The 25,051-nt window shown below is 64.4% G+C and carries 15 protein-coding genes and 1 tRNA gene; 8 read left to right on the top strand and 8 right to left on the bottom strand.

Annotation, left to right across the window (positions count from 1 at the left end):
- The first annotated feature begins 67 nt into the window (after positions 1–67).
- The gene (locus tag BUA26_RS10880) at positions 68–1,054 is read left to right on the top strand and encodes an alpha/beta hydrolase (RefSeq protein ID WP_072760664.1); all 987 of its coding nucleotides are present in this window, start codon (positions 68–70) and stop codon (positions 1,052–1,054) included.
- Positions 1,051–1,395 carry an antibiotic biosynthesis monooxygenase family protein gene (locus BUA26_RS10875; RefSeq protein WP_072760662.1) on the top strand — a complete coding sequence of 115 codons (345 nt, stop codon included), beginning with the start codon at positions 1,051–1,053 and terminating at the stop codon, positions 1,393–1,395. The genes BUA26_RS10880 and BUA26_RS10875 overlap by 4 nt, the downstream gene beginning before the upstream one ends.
- A 13-nt stretch (positions 1,396–1,408) precedes the next feature.
- Here BUA26_RS10875 and BUA26_RS10870 read toward each other — a convergent pair whose 3' ends face one another.
- The 3 genes from BUA26_RS10870 to BUA26_RS10860 all read right to left on the bottom strand — a co-directional run bounded on the left by BUA26_RS10870 (position 1,409) and on the right by BUA26_RS10860 (position 8,935).
- The gene (locus tag BUA26_RS10870; RefSeq protein WP_072760660.1) at positions 1,409–2,332 is read right to left on the bottom strand and encodes a 5'-nucleotidase; all 924 of its coding nucleotides are present in this window, start codon (positions 2,330–2,332) and stop codon (positions 1,409–1,411) included.
- 100 nt (positions 2,333–2,432) lie between these two features.
- Positions 2,433–3,206, bottom strand: coding sequence for an NAD kinase (locus tag BUA26_RS10865; RefSeq protein ID WP_218587805.1), 774 nt, complete (start codon positions 3,204–3,206; stop codon positions 2,433–2,435).
- 800 nt (positions 3,207–4,006) lie between these two features.
- Positions 4,007–8,935: an NAD-glutamate dehydrogenase gene (locus BUA26_RS10860; protein WP_072760656.1), complete on the bottom strand. Its 4,929-nt coding sequence runs from the start codon at positions 8,933–8,935 to the stop codon at positions 4,007–4,009.
- Between the two features lie 562 nt (positions 8,936–9,497).
- Here BUA26_RS10860 and BUA26_RS10855 point away from each other — a divergent pair.
- Both BUA26_RS10855 and BUA26_RS10850 read left to right on the top strand, forming a co-directional pair.
- Positions 9,498–10,694, top strand: coding sequence for an efflux RND transporter periplasmic adaptor subunit (locus BUA26_RS10855; RefSeq protein ID WP_072760654.1), 1,197 nt, complete (start codon positions 9,498–9,500; stop codon positions 10,692–10,694).
- Positions 10,695–10,707: 13 nt separating this feature from the next.
- Positions 10,708–13,884 (top strand): multidrug efflux RND transporter permease subunit, encoded by a 3,177-nt coding sequence (locus BUA26_RS10850; RefSeq protein WP_072760653.1) that lies wholly within the window; start codon positions 10,708–10,710, stop codon positions 13,882–13,884.
- Positions 13,885–14,070: 186 nt separating this feature from the next.
- On the opposite strand, the gene BUA26_RS10845 is transcribed toward BUA26_RS10850, so the two are convergent.
- A complete protein-coding gene (locus tag BUA26_RS10845; protein ID WP_072760651.1) occupies positions 14,071–15,231 on the bottom strand; it encodes an acyl-CoA dehydrogenase family protein in 1,161 nt (386 codons plus the stop codon).
- 132 nt (positions 15,232–15,363) lie between these two features.
- On the opposite strand from BUA26_RS10845, the gene BUA26_RS10840 reads away from it, so the two are divergent.
- Genes BUA26_RS10840 through metH form a run of 3 tightly spaced genes read left to right on the top strand, consistent with a single transcriptional unit; the run spans position 15,364 to position 20,124 of the window.
- Positions 15,364–16,293, top strand: a complete 930-nt coding sequence (locus BUA26_RS10840; protein WP_072760649.1) for an ArsR/SmtB family transcription factor — start codon at positions 15,364–15,366, stop codon at positions 16,291–16,293.
- A 44-nt stretch (positions 16,294–16,337) separates the two neighbouring features.
- Positions 16,338–17,432, top strand: coding sequence for a homocysteine S-methyltransferase family protein (locus BUA26_RS10835; protein WP_072760648.1), 1,095 nt, complete (start codon positions 16,338–16,340; stop codon positions 17,430–17,432).
- Position 17,433: 1 nt separating this feature from the next.
- Positions 17,434–20,124 (top strand): methionine synthase, encoded by a 2,691-nt coding sequence (gene metH / locus BUA26_RS10830; RefSeq protein ID WP_083572978.1) that lies wholly within the window; start codon positions 17,434–17,436, stop codon positions 20,122–20,124.
- 125 nt (positions 20,125–20,249) lie between these two features.
- On the opposite strand, the gene BUA26_RS10825 is transcribed toward metH, so the two are convergent.
- Positions 20,250–20,591, bottom strand: coding sequence for a lipid-A-disaccharide synthase N-terminal domain-containing protein (locus tag BUA26_RS10825; protein ID WP_072760644.1), 342 nt, complete (start codon positions 20,589–20,591; stop codon positions 20,250–20,252).
- Between the two features lie 161 nt (positions 20,592–20,752).
- Between BUA26_RS10825 and BUA26_RS10820 the strand changes: the two genes are divergently transcribed.
- Positions 20,753–20,827 (top strand) — tRNA-Val (locus BUA26_RS10820).
- A 119-nt stretch (positions 20,828–20,946) separates the two neighbouring features.
- Here the strand turns inward: BUA26_RS10820 and BUA26_RS10815 are convergent.
- The 3 genes from BUA26_RS10815 to BUA26_RS10805 form a co-directional block, all read right to left on the bottom strand.
- Complete coding sequence (locus tag BUA26_RS10815; RefSeq protein WP_072760642.1) at positions 20,947–22,701, bottom strand: ABC transporter ATP-binding protein; 1,755 nt, start codon at positions 22,699–22,701, stop codon at positions 20,947–20,949.
- A gap of 197 nt (positions 22,702–22,898) precedes the next feature.
- Positions 22,899–23,510, bottom strand: coding sequence for a peroxiredoxin (locus BUA26_RS10810; protein WP_072760641.1), 612 nt, complete (start codon positions 23,508–23,510; stop codon positions 22,899–22,901).
- Positions 23,511–23,769: 259 nt separating this feature from the next.
- Positions 23,770–24,792, bottom strand: coding sequence for a phosphoenolpyruvate carboxykinase (ATP) (locus BUA26_RS10805; RefSeq protein ID WP_072760639.1), 1,023 nt, complete (start codon positions 24,790–24,792; stop codon positions 23,770–23,772).
- Between the last annotated feature and the right edge of the window lie 259 nt (positions 24,793–25,051).

Below are 25,051 nucleotides of genomic sequence, written 5' to 3'. Positions count from 1 at the left end.
GGCCGTCTAAACGTTCCATGCCGTGCTGCAGCCATGCTGGTGGCCCCACCCACAACGAGCCGCAAACATGTCGGGACTACTGGCGCTTGGACTGATCTCCGCGCTTTCCGCTAGCACCATCACCCTGCCCGCTCCGCATGCTCCCGGGCAGCGGCTCGCCCTGCACTGCATCGCGCCGGCGCACGCCAACGGCCGCAGCGTGCTGTTCGTGCACGGCGCCAGCTTCCCGACCATGCTGGCGTTCGGATTCGAATTCGCGCCCGGAGACTCGTGGATGAGCCACATGGCACAGCAGGGTTTTCTCGTCTGCGGCCTGGACTTCCTGGGATTCGGCGCATCCAGTCGCCCCGCAGCGATGGCACGGCCTGCCCAAGCTGCCGCCCCGGTGACCAGGGCGACCGAGGCCGCGCAGGAAATCGCCGTAGCCGTCGACTATCTGCGACAAACCCGCCGCATGAGCCACGTCCACCTGGTCGCCCACTCCTGGGGCACCATCCCCGCGGCCACTTTCACCGCGGAACATCCCGGCGGGCTGGCCTCGCTCACCTTGTTCGGCCCCGTCGTGGCGAAGGCGGGTGCGTCGGCTGAGGCCCTCCCCGGCGCTTGGTGGACCATCACGGCCGAAGCGCGCTACCAGCAATTGCGTTTCAAGAACGTCCTGCCCGTAGGCTTGACGTTGCTGGAACCGGCCGTGGCGCAGAGATGGGCTACCGCCTTCGATGCGTCGGTGCCCCACATCGGCGGAGACGCGCCGGGCGAGCTGCGCATTCCGGCCGGTCCGACGGTGGATATCGACGCGGTGACGGCTACCGGCATCTATCCCTACGACCCGGCGGCCATCAAGGTTCCGGTCTTCGTGGTGTACGGCGATTACGACCGCGTGACGGATGATGCCGGAGCGGCCGCCTTGCTGGCGAAGTTCAGCAACAGCCCGCTGAAGTGGCGCATGCGCATCGACCACGGCACTCACGTGATGCACTTGGAGCGCAACCGCCATTCGCTGTATCAAAGCGTGGACGCCTTCATCCTCGCGGCCGAGGCGCAGCAGCGATGATCGCCGTGATCTTCGAACTCACCCCAGCCGACGGGCACCGCCAGGAATACCTCGACATCGCCGCTCAGCTGCGCCCCTTGCTGGATGGCATCGACGGCTTCATTTCGATCGAACGCTTCGAGAGCCTGACGACGCCCGGAAAAATCCTTTCGCTGTCGTTCTGGCGCGATGAAGATGCGGTGGCGCAATGGCGGAACATCGAGCGGCACCGGATCGCCCAGGCTCGCGGCCGTGCCACCGTCTTCGACGATTACCGGTTGCGCGTGGCCAGCGTGATCCGCGACTACGGCATGCACGAACGCGAACAGGCCCCCGCGGACAGCCGGCTTTTCCACGCCTGAAACCAGGCAAACCTCAGCGGTTGCTGACTCCGTGCGGCACATGGCCCGTGGCCACGTGCTTGCGCGCCGACTCCACATTGGCCGGCGAGTCGTCGAAAAAGATATCGGCGCCGAACGCGTCGAGAAACGGGCCTTTGTCGCGACCGCCGAGGAACAGCGCCTCGTCGATGCGTACGCCCCACTTGCGCAAGGTAAGGATCACCCGCTTGTGCGCAGGTGCGGAACGCGCGGTGACCAGCGCGGTGCGGATCGGCGAATTCTCGGCCGGGAATGCCGCCTGCAGGCGATGCAACGCGGTGAGAAAGCCGCGGAACGGACCGACCGACAGCGGTTCGGCGGCATGCTCGCTTTCGCTGCGATGAAACGCTTCCAGGCCTTCTTCGCGCGATACGCGTTCGCCTTCGTCGCCGAAGATCACGGCGTCGCCGTCGAAAGCGATTCGCAGCTGCTCGCTGGCACGCGGTGCCGCGGTGCTGGGCAGGATGGTCGCGGATGCCACGCCGGCGGCCAGCGCCCGTCCGACATCTTCGGCGTTGGCCGAAAGGAACAGATCGGCCTTGAACGGTGCGATGTAATCGGAGGTCGGCGCGCCGCTGGTGAACGCGGCGCGGCTGATTTGCAAGCCGTAGTGCTGGATCGCGTTGAAGATGCGCAAGCCGGTGTCCCCGGAGTTGCGCGAAAGCAGGATCACCTCGACCGGCGGCACGTCGCCGGCCAGCTTGTTGAGACCGAGCAGCTTCTGCACCAGCGGAAACGCCACGCCGGGTTTCAGTATCTCGTTCTCGTGTTCGATCTGGAACGAGCGGTAGGCATCCAGCCCTTCGCGTTCGAACAACGCATGACTATCACCCAGATCAAACAGTGCGCGTGAGGAAATCGCGACGACCAGCCGCTGGTCGCTGGCCGAGTCGGGGGCATGTACGGTTGGCTTGGTCATGACGCGAATCTAGCGCATAGAGCGAGGAATGAGTGAAGAGGAGTGAGAAACGAGAGAGGCCTCTCTCCACTCACTCCTCTCCACTCACTTCTGAATTTTTTCATTCTGCCGCGAACTGCTCGTCGAGGATGCGCTGTTCGAGGTTGTGTTCCGGATCGAACAACAGGCGCACCCCCTGCCCGCCGGACTGCCTGATCGACACCGTGCGCACGTCGCGCACCTCGTGGAAATCGGCGGTGGCACTGACCGGGCGCTTGGCCGGATCGAGCACACGCAGGAGCACTTCCGTGCGATGCGGCAGGATTGCGCCGCGCCAGCGGCGCGGGCGGAACGGGCTGATCGGGGTGAGTGCCAGCACATTCGCATCCAGCGGCAGGATGGGGCCGTGCGCGGACAGGTTGTAAGCGGTGGAACCGGCCGGGGTGGAGACGAGGATGCCATCGCAGATCAATGTCGCCAGTTTCACGATGTCGTTGAGTTGCACTTCCAGGTGTGCGGCCTGATTGCTCTGGCGCAACAGCGAAACTTCGTTGAACGCCAACGCCGAGTGTTCATTGCCTGCCGCATCGGTGACCTGCATCTGCAGCGGGAACAGCGAGGCCGTATGCGTGCGCGCGATTCGCTCCGGCAAGCCGTCGAGCTTGTGCTTGTTCATCAGGAACCCGACCCGGCCCAGCTTCATGCCATAGACCGGCACTTCCAGTTCGCGGTAGGCATGCAAGGTGCGCAGCATGAAACCGTCGCCACCCAGCGCCACGATCAGCTCGGCTTTTTCGGGCGGCACATCGCCGTAACGATCGACCAGTTTGCGCCGCGCCTGCTGGGCGACGCTGGTATCGCTGGCGACGAAGGCAAGGCGCATGGGCATCGGCACGTAGTGGCGGTCGCACGAGCTTACCGTAGGAGCCCGCTGGCGGGCGATGCTCCTGCTTGTTGTTTCTGCATTCGGAGCAAAAAGCTTTCGTCCTCCTGCGGAGGGCGAGTTACTTCTCTTTTGCTTGTCCAAAAGAGAAGTAACCAAGAGAAAACGACACCCCGCTTACGCGCTTGCCGGGCTTCCTGCCCGGCAAGTCCGCGGGTGGGTTGCGGGGTTTGTCGACAGGGCATCCTGCCCTGACGCCAAACTGGTTCGCATCCTTGCGAACCACCCTGCGGGCTGTTCCTCCACCCACCCGCCGCTTCAGAGGGGCCCCGGGTAAAGCAACGCGCCTCCTGCGCGTACTTTTCAGAGGAGCCAGAGCAATAGCAGAGCGACGCTTCGCTCTAGCTTTTCACCGAGTGCGGGCCAGGATGGCCCGCTGCTCTACCCGGGGCCCCTGTGCGGCGGTGAGACGGGTCGATAGGCCGCGAAGCGGGAGTCGACAAGGATGTCGACTCCTTTTCGCCAGGGCAGGAGCCCTGTCGAAAAGCCCGGCCCCGGCTCACGAACTTGCCGGGCAGGAGCCCGGCAAGCGCCAAGCGGGGTGGCCTTTCTCTTTGGTTAGCTTTCTCTTTGGCCACACAAAGAGAAAGTGACTCGGGCGCCAGAGGCGCACGAAAGCTCTTCGCTTCAAATCAATCGACCCAGAGCAAAAGCATCGCCCGCCAGCGGGCTCCTACAAATGCTGCATGCTGGAACGCCCGGTGACCTTGCAGGCACCGGGCGTTCTGAACCACATGACGGCGGGAGGCGGCTCAGCCCACCGGCACCTGCGCCAGCTGGGCCAGCCGGCGTACCGCGACCGAAGCGATCGGGTAGTCCGCGTTCTGAGTGAGGATTTCCGCCAGCATGCTGCGGGTGTACTGCAACGAGGGATCGTCGCGCTGCAGCCAAGCCTGTACCGGCGAGACGTCCTTGCGCGCACCGGTCAGGCTCAGCACCTGCAGCGCCAATGCGCGATGCTGGTGGTTGAGCTCGTCCAGCAGCGAGCCGCGTGCCTGCGCATGCCAATGGCCTTCGACCGGCAACGCCTCGATCTGGTCGCGCAGCCATTCCAGGTCCAGCGCCTCGCCCAGTTCGAAGAACACGCCAGCCACCTTCTCCATCGGCTGACCGCTCTGCTGCGCCACCTCGGCCATGTCCAGCGCGGCTCGCAGCTCCGGCATGCGGGCCAGCCGCAGCGCCAGATCGGCGGGCAGGCCCAGGCCTTCCCATTTCTCCTGGGTGCATGAGAAATCGCCTTTGCCGGTCGGCGTCAGCACCTCCGGCAACGCCTTGCGCAGGGCCGACACGCTGTCCTGATAACGCTCGACATTGGCGGCGATATCCAGCGAACCGCCCGGACGATTCAGCAGCCAGCGGGTCAGGTGGCGCAGCAGCGACCAGATCTGCTTGATCGCGTCGATCTGGGTGTCCTCGGCGACCTGGCTGTCGAGTGCTTCGATCTGCGCCCACAGTTCACGCGCCTCGATGATTTCGCGCGCCGCGGTGTACGCCTTGGCGATCGCGGCCGGACGCTGGCCGGTGTCCTCCTGCATGCGCATCATGAAGGTGGCGCCCATGCGGTTGATCGTCGAGTTGGTCACCGCGGTGGCGATGATCTCGCGCTTCAGGCGATGGCGCTGCATGTGCTCGGCATACTTCACGTGCAACGGCTCGGGGAAGTAGCGCATCAGTTCCTTGGACAGGTACGGATCTTCCGGCACGTCGGAATCGAGCATCTGCTGGAACAGGCGGATCTTGTCGTACGACAGCAGCACCGCGAGCTCGGGCCGGGTCAGGCCCAAGCCGCGGCTCTTGCGCTCGGTCAGCTCGGCGTCGGACGGCAGGTTCTCGACCTGGCGATCCAGCGTGCCCTCGGCTTCCAGCGTGCGGATGAAATGCGCCATCGAACCGAGACGGCTCACCGACTGGTGCTCCATCAAGGTGATCGCCTGGTTTTGCCGATAGTTGTCCCACAACACCAGCTGGCCGACCTCGTCGGTCATCGCGGCGAGCTGCGCGTTGCGCGCATCGAAGCTCAGCTCGCCGCGCTGGACCGCGTCATTGAGCAGGATCTTGATGTTCACCTCGTGATCGGAGGTATCTACGCCAGCGGAGTTGTCGATGAAGTCGGTGTTGAGAAGCACGCCATGCTGCGCCGCCTCGATGCGGCCCTTCTGGGTCATGCCCAGGTTGCCGCCCTCGCCCACGATCTTGCAGCGTAGCTCGCCACCGTTGACGCGCAGCGCGTTATTGGCGCGGTCGCCGACATCGGCATGCGTCTCCGCGGACGACTTCACGTAGGTACCGATGCCGCCGTTCCACAGCAGGTCGACCGGCGCCTTGAGGATCGCGCTGAGCAGATCGGCCGGCGCCAGCTGCGTCACGTCGGGCTTGAGTCCCAGCACCGCACGCACTTCCGGCGAGACCGGGATCGATTTGGCGCTGCGCGGGTAAATGCCACCACCAGCGGAAATCAGCGACTTGTCGTAATCGTCCCAGCTCGAACGCGGCAGCTTGAACATGCGCTGGCGCTCGGCGAACGAGCGCGCGGTATCCGGATTCGGATCGAGGAATACATGACGATGATCGAACGCCGCCAGCAAGCGGGTGTGCTCGGACAGCAGCATGCCGTTGCCGAACACGTCGCCGGACATGTCGCCGATGCCGACGCAAGTGAAATCCTGCGTCTGGCAATCGCGGTTGAGCGAACGGAAGTGGCGCTTGACCGATTCCCACGCACCCTTCGCGGTGATGCCCATGCCCTTGTGGTCGTAACCGTTAGAGCCGCCCGAGGCGAAAGCGTCGCCGAGCCAATAGTCGTGTTCGATCGAGATCGCGTTGGCGATGTCGGAGAACGTGGCGGTGCCCTTGTCGGCTGCCACCACCAGGTAGGGATCGTCCGCATCGTGACGCACCACGTCGTGCGGGTTCACCACCTTGCCTTCGATCAGGTTGTCGGTGATGTCGAGCAGGCCGTTGATGAACAGGCGGTAGCAGGCGATGCCTTCGGCCAGCTGGGCGTCGCGGTCGCCGCCCGCTGGCGGTTTCTTGACGAAGAAGCCGCCCTTGGAACCGACCGGGACGATCACTGTGTTCTTCACCATCTGCGCCTTGACCAGGCCCAGCACTTCGGTACGGAAATCCTCGCGCCGGTCCGACCAGCGCAGGCCGCCGCGCGCCACCGCGCCGAAGCGCAGGTGGATGCCCTCGACGCGCGGCGCGCATACCCAGATCTCGCGATACGGTACCGGCTTGGGCAGCTCGGGTATCTTGTGCGAGTCGAGCTTGTAGCTGATGTAGTCGCGATACGCGCCGTTCCACTGCTGGAAGAAGCTGGTGCGCAAGGTGCCGCGGATCAGCCCCACGAAGCTGCGCAGGATGCGGTCCTCGTCGAGACTGGCGACGTTCTCCAGCAGCACGGCGATCGCGCTTTCGACGATCTGGATCTGCTCGTCGCGCGGCTTGGACAACGCCGCGCTCAAGCCATCGATCAGCGCCGGATGCGCGGCCTGCACGTTGGCCGGAATCAGCGCCTGCATCTCGGTCGTGAGAGTGGCGCCGGCGGCCTTCAGCTCGTCGGCGGAGAGCGCCTCGCGGCGCGGGTCGAACTTGGCCAGAAACAGTTCCACCAGCAGGCCGGCGACCGCCGGATAGCGGTTGAGCGTGTCTTCCATGTATGCCTGCGAGAACGTGGCAGCGGTCTGCAACAGGTATTTGCAATAGCCCCGCAGCACCGCCACCTGGCGCCAGCTGAGCTTGGCGCCCAGCACCAGCCGGTTGAAACCGTCGTTCTCGGCATTGCCGCGCCAGATCTGCTCGAACGCATTCTCGAATAGCGTACCGACCTGCTCGACGCCGAAGGTCAGCTTGCCGACCGGCTGCACTTCGAAATCCTGGATCGACCGCGGCGCATCGCCGGGAATGTCGTAGACATGCTCGGTGAGCACGCGCAGGCCCAGGTTCTCCAGCTGCGGCAACACTTCGGACAAGGCGATGTCGCCGCCCGAGCGGTACACCTTGAAGCGCAGCGATTCCGGCGCCTTCGGCGGGTGATAGAACGACATCCGCAACGCGTTGTCGCCTTCCAGCAGCGACAGCTGATACACGTCCTCGGCGGCTACCGCCGGGCTCACCTCTTCCACATACCCGGCCGGCAGCGCCTTCGCGAAACGGTTGGCCAGCACCACGCCTTCATGGTCGCCGCGCTGCTGCACCAGCGCATCGCGCACCTCGTCGTGCCAGTTGCGCACGATGCTGGCGACGCCTCGTTCGAGCTCCGCCAGGTCGTAGACGGGCTGGTCGCCGATCTTCGGGCGCACCACGATGGTCAGCCGAGCCAGCGTGGCCTCGCCCATCTGCACCGACGAGTCGCTCTGCTCGGCGTGCAGTGCCGTACCCAGCAGGTTCTCGATGCGCTCGCGCACCGAGGTATTGAAGCGGTCGCGCGGCACGAACACCATGCAGCTGAAGAAGCGGCCATAGCGATCGCGCCGCATGAACAGCCGCGTATGAGCGCGCTGGCGCAGTTCGAGTATGCCCATCGCGGTGGCGAACAATTCGTCCTCGCTGCTCTGCAGCAGCTCTTCGCGCGGCAGCGTTTCCAGCGTGTGGCGCAGCGATTTGCCGGAATACGAGTCGCGCTTGAGCCCCGAGCGCGCCAGCACCGCTTCGACCTTGTGGCGCACCAGTGGCACGTCCTGCGGGCGCGCCATATAGGCATTGGACGAGAACAGGCCGAGAAAACGCTGCTCGGCCACTGCGCGGCCGTCCGCGCCGAACTGCAGCACGCCGATGTAATCCATGTAGCCGGTGCGGTGCACGTGCGAACGCGCATTGGTCTTGGTCAGGATGATCGCGTCGGTCGAACCGGATTGCGGCAGCTCACTGGCAGCCAGGGTGCGCAGCGAGCGCGGCGCCAGCGAGCGCTCACGTCCGCGCAGAATGCCCAGACCCGAAGACTCGACCGCACGGAGCACGCGATCGCCATCGGCGTCGGTGACTTCGTACTCGCGATAGCCGAGAAAGGTGAAGTTGTCGTCGGCAAGCCAGCGCATGAACTCGCTGGCTTCCTGCACCGACGCAGCATCCAGCGGCAACTGGCGCCGCGGCAATTCGTTGGCGACTTCCAGCGCTTTGTTGCGGATCGCAGCCCAGTCGTTCACGGCCAGCCGCACGTCTTCCAGCGCAGCCTCGATCTGCGCTTTCAGCTGCGCCTGCTCGGCAGCGTCGGCGACCCGATCGATCTCGAAGTGCATGATGGATTCGGGCGCGCCGGCCTCGTCGCTGAGGCTTTGCAGCTGACCGGACGCATCGCGCACCACCTTCAGTACCGGATGGATCACCGCATGAATCTGCAACCGGTTCGATACGATCATGCTGACCGTGTCGACCAGGAACGGCATGTCGTCGGTGACTATCTGCAGCAGGCTGCGGCCGGCATGGACGTCGGCCGGACTCAGCACGCGCACGGTGGCACGCGCGGCCTGGCGTTGCTGCATGAACTCCAGCAGGCTGCCGACCAGCGCCGCCCATTGCACCGTCGTATGCAAGGTGACATCGCTGGCCCCGACGCGGGCGAAAAACGCCCGGCAAAAAACTTGCGCCTCATTCAGTCGCTGGGGCGACAAACCGCCCTTTTCCAGCTCTGCAAGCACTACCGACGGAAGGGAGGAATCGTTCGCCGCATGGGTCGCATTCATGGCATCTGCTAGTCAGTGGAGACAAGATTTGAGAATGGGGAGAAAAAGCCTTGAAAGGATACGCTGCGTGACAAGGCGAATCCACCCGCGCAGCGCGGTTCGCACCATGCCCGCCCGGATGGATCGGGCGAATCGTGATGTCTCTCGCGGATCACGAGACAGGTCATCGACGTGCTCAAGCGGGCATGCTTCGCGACGTCTTCGGCACATCGTCACCATCGCGATGACACCCACGCGCTCGGCGTCTTCATCGCCGGAAACCGCTCCGACGCAGCATCGGAAAAATGCGTTCGACGCGTTTGCTCACAGCTTCAGCACGCATGTCAACGGTGGATTCCTGCCTCCGATAAAATGTAAACTGACCGGTATAGCCTGATGGTCGAGACGACTAACAGCGTGCTTTGCATGACGGCACCGACATCGCGTCCCACAGGTTTCACGATCCGACCAAACCTATGACACGGGACACCACGGTCGCGATGCGGTATCTGTTCCCTGATTTGCCGTAGCGCTTCCCGTCCCCTCCCCATATTCCCCCGATCAAGCAAGTTCTGGAGCTCCCATGAAGTCCTCATTACTGCGCACGCCGTCGTTGTGCCTGAGCCTGCTGGTGCTGGCTGCCTGCGGCAAGGTGCAAGGTCCGCCGCAGATGCCGCCGCCGGAAGTGGGCGTGATCACCGCACAACCGCAAAATTCGCCGCTGACGCGCGATCTGGTCGGTCGGCTGTCGTCGTATCGCAGTGCCGACGTGCGTGCCCGCGTACCGGGCGTGCTGCTCAAGCGCAATTACGACGAAGGCACCGACGTGAAGAAGGGCCAGTTATTGTTCCAGATCGATCCAGCCCCTTTGAAGGCCACGCTGGCCGCCAGTTCGGCCGCGCTGGCGCAGGCGCAGGCGACTTACACCAATGACAAGATTGCCGCGCAGCGCGTGCGCGAACTGGCACCCAAGGGTTACGTGTCCAAGTCGGACCTGGACAATGCGCTGGCCGCCGAACGCACCTCGGCCGCCGCGGTCCAGGCGGCCCAGGCCAATGTGCAGAGCGCCCGCATCAACCTGGGCTATGCCGACGTGACCGCGCCGATCGATGGCCGTGCCGGCCAGCAGCAGGTCACCGAAGGCGCGCTGGTCGGCAGCGGCGAAGCGACCTTGCTCACCACCATCGACCAGATCGACCCGCTCTACGTGAACTTCACCATGAGCGTGGCGTCGATGGAGCAGATGCGCCGCGCGCAGAGCAGCGGCAACGTCACTCTCGCCGAACCGGACAAGGCCAGTGTGCAGGTCACCCTGCCCGACGGCAGCGCGTACGGCGAGCCGGGTGTGTTGAATTTCTCCGATACCACGGTCAACCCGGCTACCGGCTCGGTCAACCTGCGCGCGACGATTCCGAATCCGAAGCACAGCTTGTTGCCCGGCATGTATGTGACCTTGAAAGCCAACCTCGGCCAGCAGAACAAAGTGTTCCTGGTCCCGCAGCAGTCGGTGCAGCGCGACACCGTGGGCGCCTATGTGATGACCGTCGGCACTGACGGCAAGGTGGCGCGCAAGGACGTCACCACGGCCGACATGATCGGTGGCAACTGGGTGGTTACCGACGGCCTCGCCGCTGGCGATCGGGTGGTGGTGTCGGGCATCCAGAACGTGAAGGCCGGCACGCCGGCCAAGGCCAGCCCCTGGCATGCCGCGCCCGTCGGCGGATCGTCCTCGGCGAATGCCCCGGGCGCTTCCGCAAGCCCCTCCTCTGGCGGCAAGTAACGGAGCCCAGACCATGCCGAGTTTCTTCATCGATCGCCCGATCTTCGCCTGGGTGGTCGCCATCCTGATCTCGCTGGGTGGCGTACTGGCCATCCTCAACCTGGGCGTGGAGTCGTATCCGACGATCGCCCCGCCGTCGGTGACGGTGTCCGCCAGCTATCCCGGCGCCAGCGCCGACACCACCGAAAAAACCGTCACCCAGGTGATCGAGCAGCAGCTCACCGGCATCGACCATCTGCTGTACTTCAACTCGTCCTCCAGCTCCAACGGCCGCGCCAGCATCACGCTGACCTTCGAGAACGGCACCAATCCCGACATCGCCCAGGTGCAGGTGCAGAACAAGGTCGCCCTGGCCACGCCGCGCCTGCCGTCCGATGTGACCCAGCAAGGCGTGGTGGTGGCCAAGGCCAACGCCGGATTCCTGATGGTGGTGGCGCTGAAATCGGACAACCCGGGCATCGACCGCGACCGCCTCAACGACATCGTCGGCTCGCAGGTGCTCGATCAGATCTCGCGCGTGCCCGGCGTCGGCAGCACCCAGCAGTTCGGTGCCGAATACGCGATGCGGATCTGGTTGAACCCGGACAAGCTGCAAGGTTACGGATTATCGGCCAGCCAGGTGCTGGCCGCGATCCGGGCGCAGAACGTGCAGTTCGCCGCTGGTTCGATGGGCGCCGATCCGGCCCCGGCCGGCCAGGCCTTCAGCGCCACCGTGTCGACCGAGGGCCGCTTCACCACACCCGCACAGTTCGCCGGCATCATCCTGCGCGCGAATGCGGACGGTACCACCGTCACCCTCGGCGACGTGGCGCGGACCAGCTTCGGTCCGAACAACTACGGCTTCGATACCCAGTGGGACGGCAAACCGATCGGCGCATTCGCGATCCAGCTGCTGCCCGGCGCGAATGCGCTGGACGTGGCCACGGCGGTGCGCAGCAAGATGGACGAACTGGCGCCCAGCTTTCCGCAGGGCGTGAGCTGGTTCAGCCCGTACGACAGCACCAGTTTCGTCAAGATCTCGATCAGCGAAGTGGTGCACACGCTGGTCGAGGCGATCATCCTGGTGTTCCTGGTGATGCTGCTGTTCCTGCAGAACATCCGCGCCACCATCATCCCGACCCTGGTGATTCCGGTCGCCCTGCTCGGTACGTTCCTGGGCATGCTGGTGCTCGGCTTCACCATCAACCAGCTGACCTTGTTCGGCATGGTGCTGGCGATCGGCATCGTGGTGGATGACGCGATCGTGGTGATCGAGAACGTCGAACGCATCATGACCGAGGAAAATCTGTCGCCGAAGGAGGCCACCCGCAAGGCGATGGGGCAGATCACCGGTGCGGTGGTGGCGATCACCGTGGTACTGGCGGCGGTATTCGTGCCGTCGTCGCTGCAACCCGGCGCCACCGGCGTGATCTACAAGCAGTTCGCGTTGACCATTGCGGTGTCGATGGGTTTCTCGGCGTTCCTCGCGCTGTCGTTCACGCCGGCGCTGTGCGCCAGCTTCCTGCAGCCGGAGCACGGCAAGAAAAAGAACATCCTGTTCCGCAAGTTCAACGAGCTCTTCACCTGGACCACGCATACCTATACCGGCCACATCGGCAGTGCCGTACGCCATGCACCGCGCTGGATGCTGGCCTTCGTGCTGATCGCGACGCTCGGTGGTTTCCTGTTCACGCGCCTGCCCGGCAGCTTCCTGCCGGAAGAAGACCAGGGTTATGCGCTGTCGGTGATCCAGTTGCCTCCAGGTGCCACCAAACAGCGCACCAGCGCCGTGATGGCCCAGATGCGCGACATCCTCCGCAAGGACAGCGCGGTGGAAGGCGTGCTGCAGGTCACCGGCTTCAGCTTCATCGGCTCGGGCGAGAATGCCGGCATGGCCTTCATCAAGCTCAAGGACTGGGCCGAGCGTGACGTGACCGCCGCGCAGTTCATCCAGCGCGCGAACGGCGAGATGCAGCAGGTGCACGACGCACGCATCTTCGTGGCCAACATCCCCACGGTGCAGGGGCTGGGTCAGTTCGGCGGTTTCGACATGTATCTGCAGGACCGTGGCGGTGCCGGCCGCGACGCACTCACCCAGGCACGCAACACACTGCTGGGCAAGGCTGGCCAGAATACGCTGCTGACCGGCGTACGCCCGAACTCGCTGGAAGATTCGCCGCAGGTGCATCTCGACGTGGATCGTGTGCAAGCGCAGGCGATGGGTCTGCAGGTCGGTGACATCTACAACGCGATCGGCCTGATGCTAGCCCCCATCTACGTCAACGACTTCACCTACGGCGGCCGCGTCAAACGCGTCATCATGCAAGCCGATGCACCTTACCGGTTGGGCCCGGAGGCCTTGCAGCACATCTTCACGCCCGCTCCCTTGGCCAGCGGCAGCACGACGCCGCAGATGATCCCGCTGTCCAACGTGGTGCGCACTAGCTGGAACGTCGCTTCGCCGTCGCTGACCCGCTACAACGGCTACTCGGCGGTCGAAATCGTCGGCTCGCCGGCGCTGGGACACGCCTCGGGCGAAGCAATGAGCCAGATGGAAAAGATCGTCACCAATGACTTGCCGAAAGGTTTCGGTTTCGACTGGACCGGCCAGTCCTATCAGGAAATCCTTTCCGGCAATGCCGCCACGCTGCTGATGGTGCTGTCGATCGTGATCGTGTTCCTGGCTTTGGCGGCGCTCTACGAGAGCTGGTCGATTCCGGTCTCGGTGCTGCTGGTGGTGCCGCTGGGCCTGCTCGGCACGGTGGTGTTCACCTTGCTGCGCGGCCTGCCCGACGACATCTACTTCAAGATCGGCCTGATCACGGTGATCGGCCTGGCCGCCAAGAACGCGATCCTGATCGTTGAGTTCGCCGTGACCGAGCAGAAGGCCGGACGCACTTTGCGCGATGCCACGGTCGATGCAGCTCGACTGCGGTTGCGGCCGATCCTGATGACCTCGCTGGCCTTCATCCTCGGCGTGTTCCCGCTATTCATCTCCAGCGGCGCCGGCGCCAATGCGCGCCATGCAATCGGCACCGGCGTGATCGGCGGCATGCTGTTCGCCACCTTCCTCGGCGTGCTGCTGATCCCGGTGTTCTACGTGGTGGTGCGGCGCCTGCTCGGCGACAAGATGGACGGCGATGTACCGCCGGCCGCGCAAAGCCGCAACGGCATGCAGTCGTTCGATTCGGATCCGCGCCGCGGAGCGTGAAAAAGCAGAAGTGAGTGGAGAGGAGTGAGAAAAGAGAGAAGGCACGCTCCCCTCCACTTCCCTGTGCGACATAAGCAAAAGGCCCCGACGCAAGTCGGGGCCTTTATGTTTTGCTTCACGCTGATGAAGAGGTTCGACGTGCGAGCTGTCTCTCGTTTCTCACTCCTCTCCACTCACTCCTGCTTCTCAGCGTAAACCGGTCTCCGCACGCGCGATAACCAGGCGCTGAATCTCGCTGGTACCTTCGTAGATCTCGGTGATCTTGGCATCGCGGAAGTAGCGCTCCAACGGCATCTCCTTCGAATAGCCCATGCCGCCGTGGATCTGCACGGCCTGGTGGCTGATCCACATCGCCGCTTCCGACGCCGTGAGCTTGGCCACCGCCGCCTCGGTGCCGAAGCGGCCGCCGTGCTTTTCGGTTTCGCCCTTGGTCCACGCAGCGCGCAAGGTCAGCAGGGTCGCCGCATCCAGCTTGCACTTCATGTCGGCGATCTTCGACTGGGTCATCTGGAAGGTGCCGATCGGCGCGCCAAACGCCTTGCGATCGCGCGACCACTGCAGCGTAGCCTCGTACGCGGCGCGGGCGATGCCCACCGCCTGCGAGGCGATACCGATGCGGCCGGCGTCGAGCACGCCCATCGCGATCGAGAAACCCTTGCCTTCCGCGCCCAGCAGGTTTTCCTTCGGCAACACGTATTCGGTGAACTCGATTTCGCAGGTGGCCGAAGCGCGGATGCCCAGCTTCGGCTCGATCTTGCCCGTGTGGAAGCCCGGGAGCTGGGTGTCGACGATGAAGGCCGACACGCCCTTGGCGCCGATGCCCGGCGTAGTGATGGCGAACAGGATGATGTAGCGCGCCACCGGGCCGGAGGTGATCCAGCTCTTCTTGCCGTTGATCACCCAGTCGCCGTCCGCGTTCTTGCTGGCACGGGTATGCATGGCCGAAGCGTCGGAGCCGGACTGCGGTTCGGTCAGCGCATACGCGCCGATCGCTTCGCCGGTCGCGATCGCGCGCACGTACTTCTGCTTCTGCTCCTCGTTGCCATGCTTGAGGATGCCGTTGCAGAACAGCGAGTTGTTCACCGACATGATGGTCGCGGTGGCCGCATCGGCCGCGGCGATCTCGATCATCGCCAGCACGTAGGCGATCGGATCCATGCCGGCGCCGCCGTACTCGTGCGGCACTTCGATGCCCATCAGGCCGAGCTGGCCCATCTCGCGGATGTTGTCCAGCGGAAACTCGCCCCTGGCGTCCAGTTCCGCCGCCACCGGCATGATGCGCTTCTGCGCGAAATCGCGGGCGATCGACTGGATCGACAGCTGGTCTTCGGTGAAACGGAAATCCACGGGATGCTCCTGAAGGCAATCAAGCCGGTAATTTTAGCGGGAAATGGCGCGCAGGCTTGCCGGTGCGCGCTTGACGTGCCGCAAAGGCCGGCCTAGCCTATACATCTTTGTATCGCGATACAGGGATAACCAATGGATCTGGCCACCGCCTCCAGCGTACTCCGGCTGCTGGCCGACCCTACCCGGGTGCGCCTGCTGGCGCTGCTCGAACACGAAGAACTCACCGTGGCCGAGCTTGCCGCGGTGCTGCATCTGGCGCAGCCGCGCGTGTCCACGCACCTGGCCAAGCTGAAGGAAGCCGGTCTGGTGCGCGACCGCCGCGCCGGCGTGTCGGCTTATTACCGCGCCAACAACGAGGGCGACGCCGCCCAGCACAGCCTGCTCGGCTCGCTACGCGAGAGCATCGACGACGCCTTGCTGCGCGAGGACAGCGCACGCCTGCCCGGCGTGCTGGCGAACCGCGCGCGCGAAGAAGGCTGGGCCGATACCGTAGCCGGCGACATGGAGCGCCACTATTCGCCCGGCCGCACCTGGGAGACGCTGGCGCGATCGCTGCTGCAATTGCTGGGCACCGGCGACGTGCTGGATATCGCCTCCGGCGACGGCATCACCGCCGAGCTGCTGGCCCCACACGCGCACTCCATCGTCTGCGTCGATTCAAGCGATCGCGTGGTCGAGGCCGCGACCAAGCGGCTCAAGTCGTTCGCCAACGTGCAGGTGCGTCAGGGCGACATGCATGCATTGGACCTGGGCGAGCAGCGTTTCGACCTGGTGCTGATGCTGCACGCGCTGACCTACGCCGAGCATCCGGCGAAGGCCGTGGCCGAAGCCGCGCGACTGCTGCGCCCCGGTGGCCGCCTGCTCGCGGTGACGCTGGGCAAGCACGACCATCGTGCCGTGGTGGAACCGTTCGATCATCGCAATCTCGGCTTCAGCGGCGAACAGCTCGACGGCTACGCGCGTACCGCCGGCCTCGACGTATTGAGTTGCAACCGGCTCAGCCGCGAACGCAAGGCGCCGCATTTCGAAGTGATCAGCCTGCTGGCGCGCAAGCCTGCTTGAACGCCGCTCTCCCCACGGAGAGATGCTTAACCGAAGGAAGTGAAATGAGTACCCTGCCCTGGCTCCACCCCGAACGCGTCGCCCTGCTGGAACAGGCGCTGCATCGGCGCATCCTGATCCTCGACGGTGGCATGGGCACCATGCTGCAGGCGCATGAGCTGGACGAAGGTGGTTTTCGCGGCGAGCGCTTCGAGCATGGCCACGACGGCCATGCGCAGACCCACGACAACCATGCCCACCCCGGCGGCTGCGACCTCAAGGGCAACAACGACCTGCTCACGCTGACCAAGCCGGAGATCATCCGCGGCGTGCACGATGCTTACCTGGAAGCCGGCGCCGACCTGATCGAGACCAACACGTTCAACTCGACCCGGATCAGCCAGGCCGACTACCAGCTGCAGCATCTGGCGCACGAGTTGAACCTGGAAGGCGCCCGCCTCGCCCGCGCCGCCTGCGACGCGATGACCGCAAAAACTCCGCACCAGCCGCGCTTCGTGATCGGCGTGCTCGGCCCGACCAGCCGCACCGCCTCGCTGTCGCCGGACGTCAACGACCCGGGTTTCCGCAATGTCACGTTCGAGGAGCTGGCGGAGAACTACACCGAATCCGCCAACGGCCTGATCGACGGCGGCGCCGACGTAATCATGGTCGAGACGATCTTCGACACCTTGAATGCCAAGGCCGCACTGTTCGCGCTGAGCGAGCTGTTCCACCAGCGCGGCGCACGGATGCCGGTGATGATCTCCGGCACCATCACCGACCGTTCCGGGCGCACGTTGTCGGGGCAGACCGCCGAGGCGTTCTATTACTCGGTGCGCCATGCGCGGCCGTTGTCGGTGGGTTTCAACTGCGCGCTCGGCGCCGACGATCTGCGTCCGCATATCCAGACGCTGTCGAACCTCGCCGAGAGTTATGTCAGCACCCATCCGAACGCCGGCCTGCCGAATGCGTTCGGCGAATACGACGAGACGCCCGAGCACATGGCCGAGGTGATCAAGGGCTTTGCCCGCGACGGCCTGCTGAACCTGGTCGGTGGTTGCTGCGGTACCACACCGGCACATATCAAGGCGATCGCCGAGGCAGTTCGCCATTTCGCACCGCGTGCGTTGCCATCCGCCGATCAAGCGGAGGCTGCATAACATGGCACGCCACACGCGTCTGTCCGGCCTCGAACCGCTGGTCATCACGCCCGATCTGCTGTTCATCAACGTCGGTGAACGCACCAATGTCACCGGCTCGGCGCAGTTCAAGAAACTGATCAAGGAAGACCGCTACGACGAAGCCGTCGAAGTCGCCCGCCAGCAGGTCGCCAATGGCGCGCAGGTCATCGACATCAACATGGACGAGGGCTTGATCGACTCCGAGGCGGCGATGACCCGCTTCATCAACCTGATCTCGTCCGAACCCGATATCGCCCGCGTGCCGTTCATGATCGACTCGTCCAAGTGGACGGTGATCGAGGCCGGCCTGCGCTGCCTGCAAGGCAAGGGCATCGTCAACTCGATCTCGATGAAGGAAGGCGAAGCCGCGTTCCTCGAGCAGGCGCGCAAGGTGCAGCAATACGGCGCCGCCGCCGTGGTCATGGCGTTCGACGAACAAGGCCAGGCGGATACCTGCGAACGCAAAGTGGAAATCTGCTCGCGCGCGTACGAGTTGCTGACGGAGAAACTCGACTTCCTGCCTGAAGACATCATCTTCGACCCCAACATCTTCGCGATCGCGACCGGCATCGAGGAACACAACAACTACGCGGTGGATTTCATCGAAGCCACCCGCGAGCTGAAAAAGCGCTTTCCCGACTGCCACATCTCCGGCGGCGTCTCCAACGTGTCGTTCTCGTTCCGCGGCAACAACATCGTGCGCGAGGCGATCCACTCGGTATTCCTGTACCACGCGATCCGCGCCGGCATGGACATGGGCATCGTCAACGCAGGCGCGCTGACGATCATGGACGATATCGACCCGCCGCTGCGCGAGCGCGTCGAGGACGTGGTGCTGAATCGCCGCGACGATGCCACCGAGCGCCTGCTGGAGATCGCCGACAACTACAAGGGCAAGCGCGGCGAAGCGGTGGTCGAAACGCTGGCCTGGCGCGAGAAGCCCGTGCGCGAACGACTCAGCCACGCGCTGGTGCATGGCATCGACCAGTATGTGGTCGAGGACACCGAAGAGGCACGCCAGCTGTCGACGCGCCCGCTAGACGTGATCGAAGGCCCGCTGATGGACGGCATGAATGTGGTCGGCGATCTGTTCGGCGCCGGCAAGATGTTCCTGCCGCAGGTGGTGAAATCCGCCCGCGTGATGAAGAAGGCGGTGGCCTACCTGCTGCCGTACATCGAGGCGGAAAAGCTGCGCACCGGCGACACCGGCAAGAACAACGGCAAGATCATCATGGCCACGGTCAAGGGCGATGTGCACGACATCGGCAAGAACATCGTCGGCGTGGTGCTCCGCTGCAACAACTTCGAGGTGATCGACCTGGGCGTGATGGTGCCGGCACAGAAGATCCTGGAAACCGCGATCGCCGAGAAGGCCGACATGATCGGCCTGTCCGGCCTGATCACGCCGTCGCTGGAGGAAATGAGCCAGGTCGCGCGCGAGATGCAGCGGCAGGACTTTCATATCCCGCTGCTGATCGGCGGCGCCACCACGTCGCGCGCGCACACCGCGCTGAAGATCGAGCCGCACTACAAGGCCGGCACGGTGTGGGTGAAGGACGCCTCGCGTGCGGTCGGCGTGGCGCAATCGCTGGTCAGCAAGGATCTGGTCGAGGATTTCCTCGCCAAGGTGCGCGCCGACTACGCCGACGTGCGCGAACGTCATCGCAACCGTGGTCCCGGCAAGCAACTGGTGCCGCTGGAGAAAGCCCGTGCGCAACGCTTCCGCTGCGACTGGGCCGCCTACGAGCCGCCGCAGCCGAACCAGCCCGGCGTCACCGTATTCGACGATTACGACCTCGCCACGATCCGCCCCTACATCGACTGGACACCGTTCTTCCAGGCGTGGGAACTGGCCGGCCACTACCCGGCCATCCTCACCGACGAAGTCGTCGGCACCCAGGCCAGCGAGCTGTTCCGCGATGCCCAGACCATGCTGGACAAGGTCATTGCCGAGAAGTGGTTGACCGCCCGCGCCGTGATCGGCCTGTGGCCGGCGGCCAATGTCGGCGACGACGTGGAGGTATATACCGATACCGCCCGCACGGAACGGCTCGCCGTACTGCACAGCCTGCGCCAGCAAGCCGATAAGCCGATCGAACGGCCGAACCTGTGTCTCGCCGATTTCGTCACGCCCAGCGAGTTCGGCAAGCCCGACTGGATCGGCGGCTTCGCGGTCACCGCCGGCATCGGCATCGAGGAGCACCTGGCCCGCTTCCAAGCCGACTACGACGACTACTCCTCGATCATTCTCAAGGCTTTGGCCGACCGCCTCGCCGAGGCGTTCGCCGAACACATGCACGAACGCGTGCGCCGCGAGCTCTGGGGCTTCGTGCCGGACGAAGTGCTGGGCAACGACGAGCTGATCGCCGAAAAATACCGCGGTATCCGCCCTGCGCCCGGCTATCCCGCCTGCCCCGACCACACCGAGAAAACCACCTTGTTCGCCCTGCTCGACGCCACCCGCAACACCGGCATCGAACTCACCGAGGGTTTCTCGATGTACCCCGCCGCGGCCGTCTCCGGTTGGTACTACTCGCATCCGGACAGCCAGTACTTCGTGGTTGGCCGACTCGGCAAGGAACAGGTCGAGGACTACGCCAGACGCAAGGGCTGGACCCTGGCCGAAGCCGAACGTTGGCTGGCGTCCAACCTCGACTACGAGCCTGAATAACCGCGCATAAAACCCGTACGCACAAACCCTGTAGGAGCCCGCTGGCGGACGATGCCCTGGTTCTGATGGTTGGACAGATTCAGAGCAGCAACATCGCCCACCAGCGGGCTCCTACAATCATCTGCTCACGCAATCGTGTCGCCGGTGACGCTGTTCTTGTGATGGCGCAGATGCACGATCAGGTTGTAGACCGAGACGAAGGCCGGAAAGAAATTCGAGATGATGCCCACCGAATCGTTCTTGCCGACGGTGAAATAAGCCAACAACAATGCACTGCCCAGCACCGACAGCCACCAGAACGACAGTGGCATCACCACCCGCTTATGCTTGCGCGTGTAGTACAGCTGCACGAACCAGCGGCTGGTGAACATCACCGAGCCGAGCAGGCCCACGATCTTCCACGGTGTCAGCTGGAAATTCTGCAGCGCATGCAGGATGTGGGCGAATTGGGTGCTGAGAAAGTCCATGGTCGGGCGCTTTGGCGTTAGAAGAGCGGCGAGTTTACAACCCTTCACACGCACCACCATCCGCCAGCTGGCGACCCGTCGGTGCGCCCTGCCCATAGGGGCAAGCCCGTGTCAGCCATTGACCCGCCCCGCTTCTCCCCCTAGAATCTCGCGCTCACGGCGGGCGGTTAGCTCAGCGGTAGAGCACTGCCTTCACACGGCAGGTGTCACAAGTTCGATCCTTGTACCGCCCACCAACGACATACCAAGTCAGAAGCCATCCTCAGGGGTGGCTTCTTTCTTTTGCGTCTGAACAACGTTCACGCATGCCCCCTTCGTGCGCACGCCATGCATCCAGCCGGAAGCAAAAGCCGGCCTAGGACTTGGCCCGATCCGGTACGCCGAACAAAGGTGCCACGCGTCGAGGGTCAGCGTTCCCCGCAATCGTCGTGACGAGGTTGTTGCCGATGTTCAGGCATTGGTCCGCGATCGCTGCCACGCCGGCTCGGTGCGACACCACGATCAGGATCGTCTGCGGAAGGCGGCGCTTCAGCGCCGTGAGAACCATGATCTCGGAGGCGGCATCAAGCGCGCTGGTCGCCTCGTCCAGCAAGGCGAGGAAAGGCTGCCGCAGGATGACCTGGGCCAGCAGCAGCCGCTGCAACTCGCCGCCGGAAAGCCGACTCGAAGAGCTGTGCAGTGTCGTGTCGAGTCCGTGTTGCGACCCGGCCAGCCGCTTGTCCAGGCCGACGTCGGCCAGCACGCTTTGCAACATCTCATCCGTGGCTTCGGGCGCGGCCCACAACAGGCACTCGCGTACCGAATGCTGCCAGGGCCGGATATTCTGGCTGACGTAGGCGCCGTGCCGCACGAGCTCGCGGTACTCGTCAAAACTGATAGATCGCTCGCCTGCGCGTGCCGCAAAAGCCTCGGGCGTCATCATGCCCGCCAGAACATCGACCAGGCTGCTCTTGCCGATGCCGGAGTCACCGGAAACCAAGGTCAGCTCACCGGGCACCAGAACCAGGTCGCCGACATCGAGACCGCAGGCTGGCGGCATCAGCCGCATCCGCTCGATATGCAGCGCACCGCCAGAAATCGCTGCGTGCGATGGTTCCGCGGATGACCGGGCCGAATCCAGTTGCATGTAGCGCTGCCACAGTTCGAAGGCCGGCGCGGCCGAACGCAGCTGCTGAAAACTTTGCCGGGTCGACATCAGATAAGGCAGCAGGCGCCCTAGCAACAGGCACACCGCAATCAGCGACGACTGGTCGATGCCGCGCCAGCGATGGGCGAGCACGAACAGCGCCGCGATCCCCGCCGCCGCCAGCAGCTCCAGCATCAGCCGTCCGGAAGCCACCAGCTCCAGTTGACGCCGGTAGCCGTGGCACAGCCGGGCGGAAATGGCGGCGTAACTGGCTTTCTCCACGTCCTCTTTCTCGAACGAGCGGATATGGCGCAGGCGCCGAGGAAAATCTTCGCTATGCCAGAACAGTCGCGTCATGTCCGCGACGTACTGGCGAGCGACCAGCGATTGCTCACGCCCATAGGCACGTGACGCCAGCAGTCCAAGACCTGCGAGCAGCGGCGCCGCCAGCATCAAGGGTGGCGATACCCAGAACGCGAAACCGAGACTGACGGCAGCAGTGACGCCGGCGATCAGCAATTGCTGCAGGGCGTTGAAACCCTGCACGATGAGCTCGACGGTATGGATGAGGACATTGGCGATTTCCGCGGACGTCGAATTCGCCAGCGACCTCAACGGAGCGTCGACCAGGCGCGCATGCACCCGGCGGCGCAGGCTCATGCCGTAACGACCTACCAGGCGCGCTCCCAAGCGTGCTGCCTGCCAACGCAACAGAGCGAAGGCAACCATCGCGGCGGCGAAGATGGCCGCCTGCATTTCGACGCTGCGGCCTGCGTCGAACAGCACACTGCCAAACGGCAGCGTGTGCCCCGGCTGCACCAGCGGCACCAGTAGCACCGTCGCGAGACTGCCGGAAAACGCTACTGCAAGCGACAGCACCACATACAGCGCCGTTTCGGCCAGCTCGACGCGCGTAAGCGTGCGCACCAGCGAACGCAGCAGATCGTGGGTTCGATCAGGCGCTGGCGACGGCTCGCCCGACATCTTCACGGACTCGCGTTGCTGGCCGGCAGCATGGGCCGCGGCTTCGATGACACGTCATGGCGATTCAGAACGGCGTTACTCCCGGGCCGGATTTCCCATGCCGGTAAGTGCGGCCGGCACAGGAAAAGGTTGCGCGACGCTGCGCAGCTTCGCCCGCTCCCCGGAGCGAAGCAGGCCCGGGGACACGGAGCACCGGGTTACGGCGTCTTGCCTTCCTTCAGGCCTTGCACGATGGCCAACGACCGTTTTACATGCTCGTCCGGGCGAAGATGATCCGACTCCGAGGAAAGCGTAGCGACGATCTTGCCGTTGCTGGCGATGACGAAGGTCGTGCGCGGGATAAAGGCATGGTCGATCGCCACACCACGCACATCGTTCATGCCCGGCTGTGCTGCGACGGCTTTCAGATCATAGGAGAGCGCGACCTTGACGTCGGCATCGGAGGCTACCGGAAACTTGCCGGCGCAGTACTTCGGGTCCGATGAAAAGGCATTGAGTCGCTCGATGCTGTCGGCCGACACACCGATGATGGTCGCGCCTGCCGCATCGAATTTGTCCCGATTGACCGCAAAAGTGTGCGCTTCGAGATCGCAGCCTCCTGTATAGGCCGAGGGGTAGAAGTACACCACCACGGGCCCTTTCTTGAGGGCATCGGCAAGAGAGAAAGTGAAACCCTTACCTGCCAGGCTTGCCTTGGCCGTGAATACGGGGGCCGCGACACCTGGTCCGAGTGCGGCAAAAGCCGGCACCGCCGAAGCCAGCGCCACCAGCGCACCCAGTGCGATCGATCCTGCAAGACGCTTTTTCATTTTCTGTGACCCTCATGGAAGAGCATCGACCCGGCATGGAATACATCCGTGCTTCGGTCCGCTGCCCGTTTGACGTTGAACTGCCCCGGATTTTCCGGGGATCCCGACACTTGCGAAATCATGGAGCGCCCACGAAAAATGTAAAGCGCCGGCGACCACGCCACTGGCTCCGATGCTCCCGGCTTATTCGCCGCAGACATGCCCAGCGTTACCTGCCCGATACAGTGCAGCCCTGTGACGTGGCGACCGACCAGCCACATCAGTCGAGAAGCCGGCGCAGCGCGTCGACGGAATCCCGTGGGTGACGCCCGCGGCACAACTGGTAGGCACCCGCCAGCATCAGCCGCTGCTCGAAGCGATGCCAGCCCGGCTGCGTGGTCGCATACGACTGACTGGCAGACAGCCGTGCGGCGAATTCGTCGCCGGAGACGGGACTCAACAGAACATCGGGATCGTCGGCCGCCTGCCTGGAAACAAACACCACGCCGACCAGTTCCAGGGGACCGGCCGCGAGCCCGCCATGGTGCTGTCGCAAATCGGCCTCGAACTTCTCCACACCGCTGCGGCGACGGATGATGGGAGCCTGGCTGATCCAGCGCCGGGTTTCATCGTCGTCGACGAAATGCAGCGCATCGGGCCGCACGTGCAGGTAATTGGCGACGCCGGTGGCGAGCAGGCTTTCGGGCTGCACGAAGACCGCGTCCTCGGCGAGAAAGTCCAGACCTTGCAACAGGCTTTGCAGGACCAGAGTCGATTTGCCTGAGCCGCTGGCCCCCAGCAACAAGATGCCGCGCCCCTGCCTGCCGATGCAGGCGCCATGCAACGGGATCAGGCCCAGTCCGCGCGTCGCCAGGGTGAAGACGGCAAATTCGATGAGTTCATAGCGCAGATGGTAAGGGTGGCTGAGCATGTCCTCCGAAGCCACCACCAGGGCCCGGTGCTGCTCCGGCGCAAGGACCACGTAGTTCGAGGCATCCATGACGCCGCAAAGCAGGCCGGCACCCGACTGGGTCTGCACGGGCGGCGGTTCGGCGACACACGGCGATGCCTGACGGGGCACGAGGCGCAGCTCGACGCGGAACTCCGGCACGGCCATCGGCAGCCGGTGCGGCGGCAGTCCGGCATAGGCGACCTCGACCAGATGCAGCAGCGCCTCGCTGCTGCTTTCGAACCGAAAGCGTCCGCCCAAGATATCCCTGCACACGGAAAAATGATGGCCGGACTGCTCGCAAAAGGGGTCCGCACCGGCGTTTTGAACGCCCGCGCCATCGTCTTCGATCAAAAGTTTCAGCCGTCTTGATGGCACAGCATACGCCGCAGGAATCCCCGTAGGTTGGCCCGTGGGTGCGGTCCAGACAGGAAAAGGTTGCGTCGACTCATCCCGGACAAACGTTCGCGGCGCAGGCGATTCGGAGAATCTGTCGGATGTCGCTGCAGCGCGTCGACAGGCACCTGCGGACGGCTCCCGCGCCGTACGACATCCAAATATTTTGCCGCAGGAGGCAACCGAAGATGCGTGCCGTGGCACTCACGCCCCGGCA

The sequence above is a fragment of the Rhodanobacter sp. OK091 genome (assembly GCF_900142825.1).
Classification (GTDB): Bacteria; Pseudomonadota; Gammaproteobacteria; order Xanthomonadales; family Rhodanobacteraceae; genus Rhodanobacter.
Note: the sequence above shows the minus strand (reverse complement) of the source record. Positions and strands in the feature narration are given on the sequence as shown.

What these genes read in the sequence shown, in the direction of transcription:
- BUA26_RS10850 (WP_072760653.1), top strand. Translation starts at nt 10,708, where the DNA reads ATGCCGAGTTTCTTCATCGATCGCCCGATCTTCGCCTGGGTGGTCGCC.
- BUA26_RS10860 (WP_072760656.1), bottom strand. Translation starts at nt 8,935, where the DNA reads ATGAATGCGACCCATGCGGCGAACGATTCCTCCCTTCCGTCGGTAGTG.
- BUA26_RS10840 (WP_072760649.1), top strand. Translation starts at nt 15,364, where the DNA reads ATGGATCTGGCCACCGCCTCCAGCGTACTCCGGCTGCTGGCCGACCCT.
- BUA26_RS10880 (WP_072760664.1), top strand. Translation starts at nt 68, where the DNA reads ATGTCGGGACTACTGGCGCTTGGACTGATCTCCGCGCTTTCCGCTAGC.
- BUA26_RS10835 (WP_072760648.1), top strand. Translation starts at nt 16,338, where the DNA reads ATGAGTACCCTGCCCTGGCTCCACCCCGAACGCGTCGCCCTGCTGGAA.
- BUA26_RS10825 (WP_072760644.1), bottom strand. Translation starts at nt 20,591, where the DNA reads ATGGACTTTCTCAGCACCCAATTCGCCCACATCCTGCATGCGCTGCAG.
- BUA26_RS10855 (WP_072760654.1), top strand. Translation starts at nt 9,498, where the DNA reads ATGAAGTCCTCATTACTGCGCACGCCGTCGTTGTGCCTGAGCCTGCTG.
- BUA26_RS10810 (WP_072760641.1), bottom strand. Translation starts at nt 23,510, where the DNA reads ATGAAAAAGCGTCTTGCAGGATCGATCGCACTGGGTGCGCTGGTGGCG.
- BUA26_RS10815 (WP_072760642.1), bottom strand. Translation starts at nt 22,701, where the DNA reads ATGTCGGGCGAGCCGTCGCCAGCGCCTGATCGAACCCACGATCTGCTG.
- metH (WP_083572978.1), top strand. Translation starts at nt 17,434, where the DNA reads ATGGCACGCCACACGCGTCTGTCCGGCCTCGAACCGCTGGTCATCACG.
- BUA26_RS10870 (WP_072760660.1), bottom strand. Translation starts at nt 2,332, where the DNA reads ATGACCAAGCCAACCGTACATGCCCCCGACTCGGCCAGCGACCAGCGG.
- BUA26_RS10875 (WP_072760662.1), top strand. Translation starts at nt 1,051, where the DNA reads ATGATCGCCGTGATCTTCGAACTCACCCCAGCCGACGGGCACCGCCAG.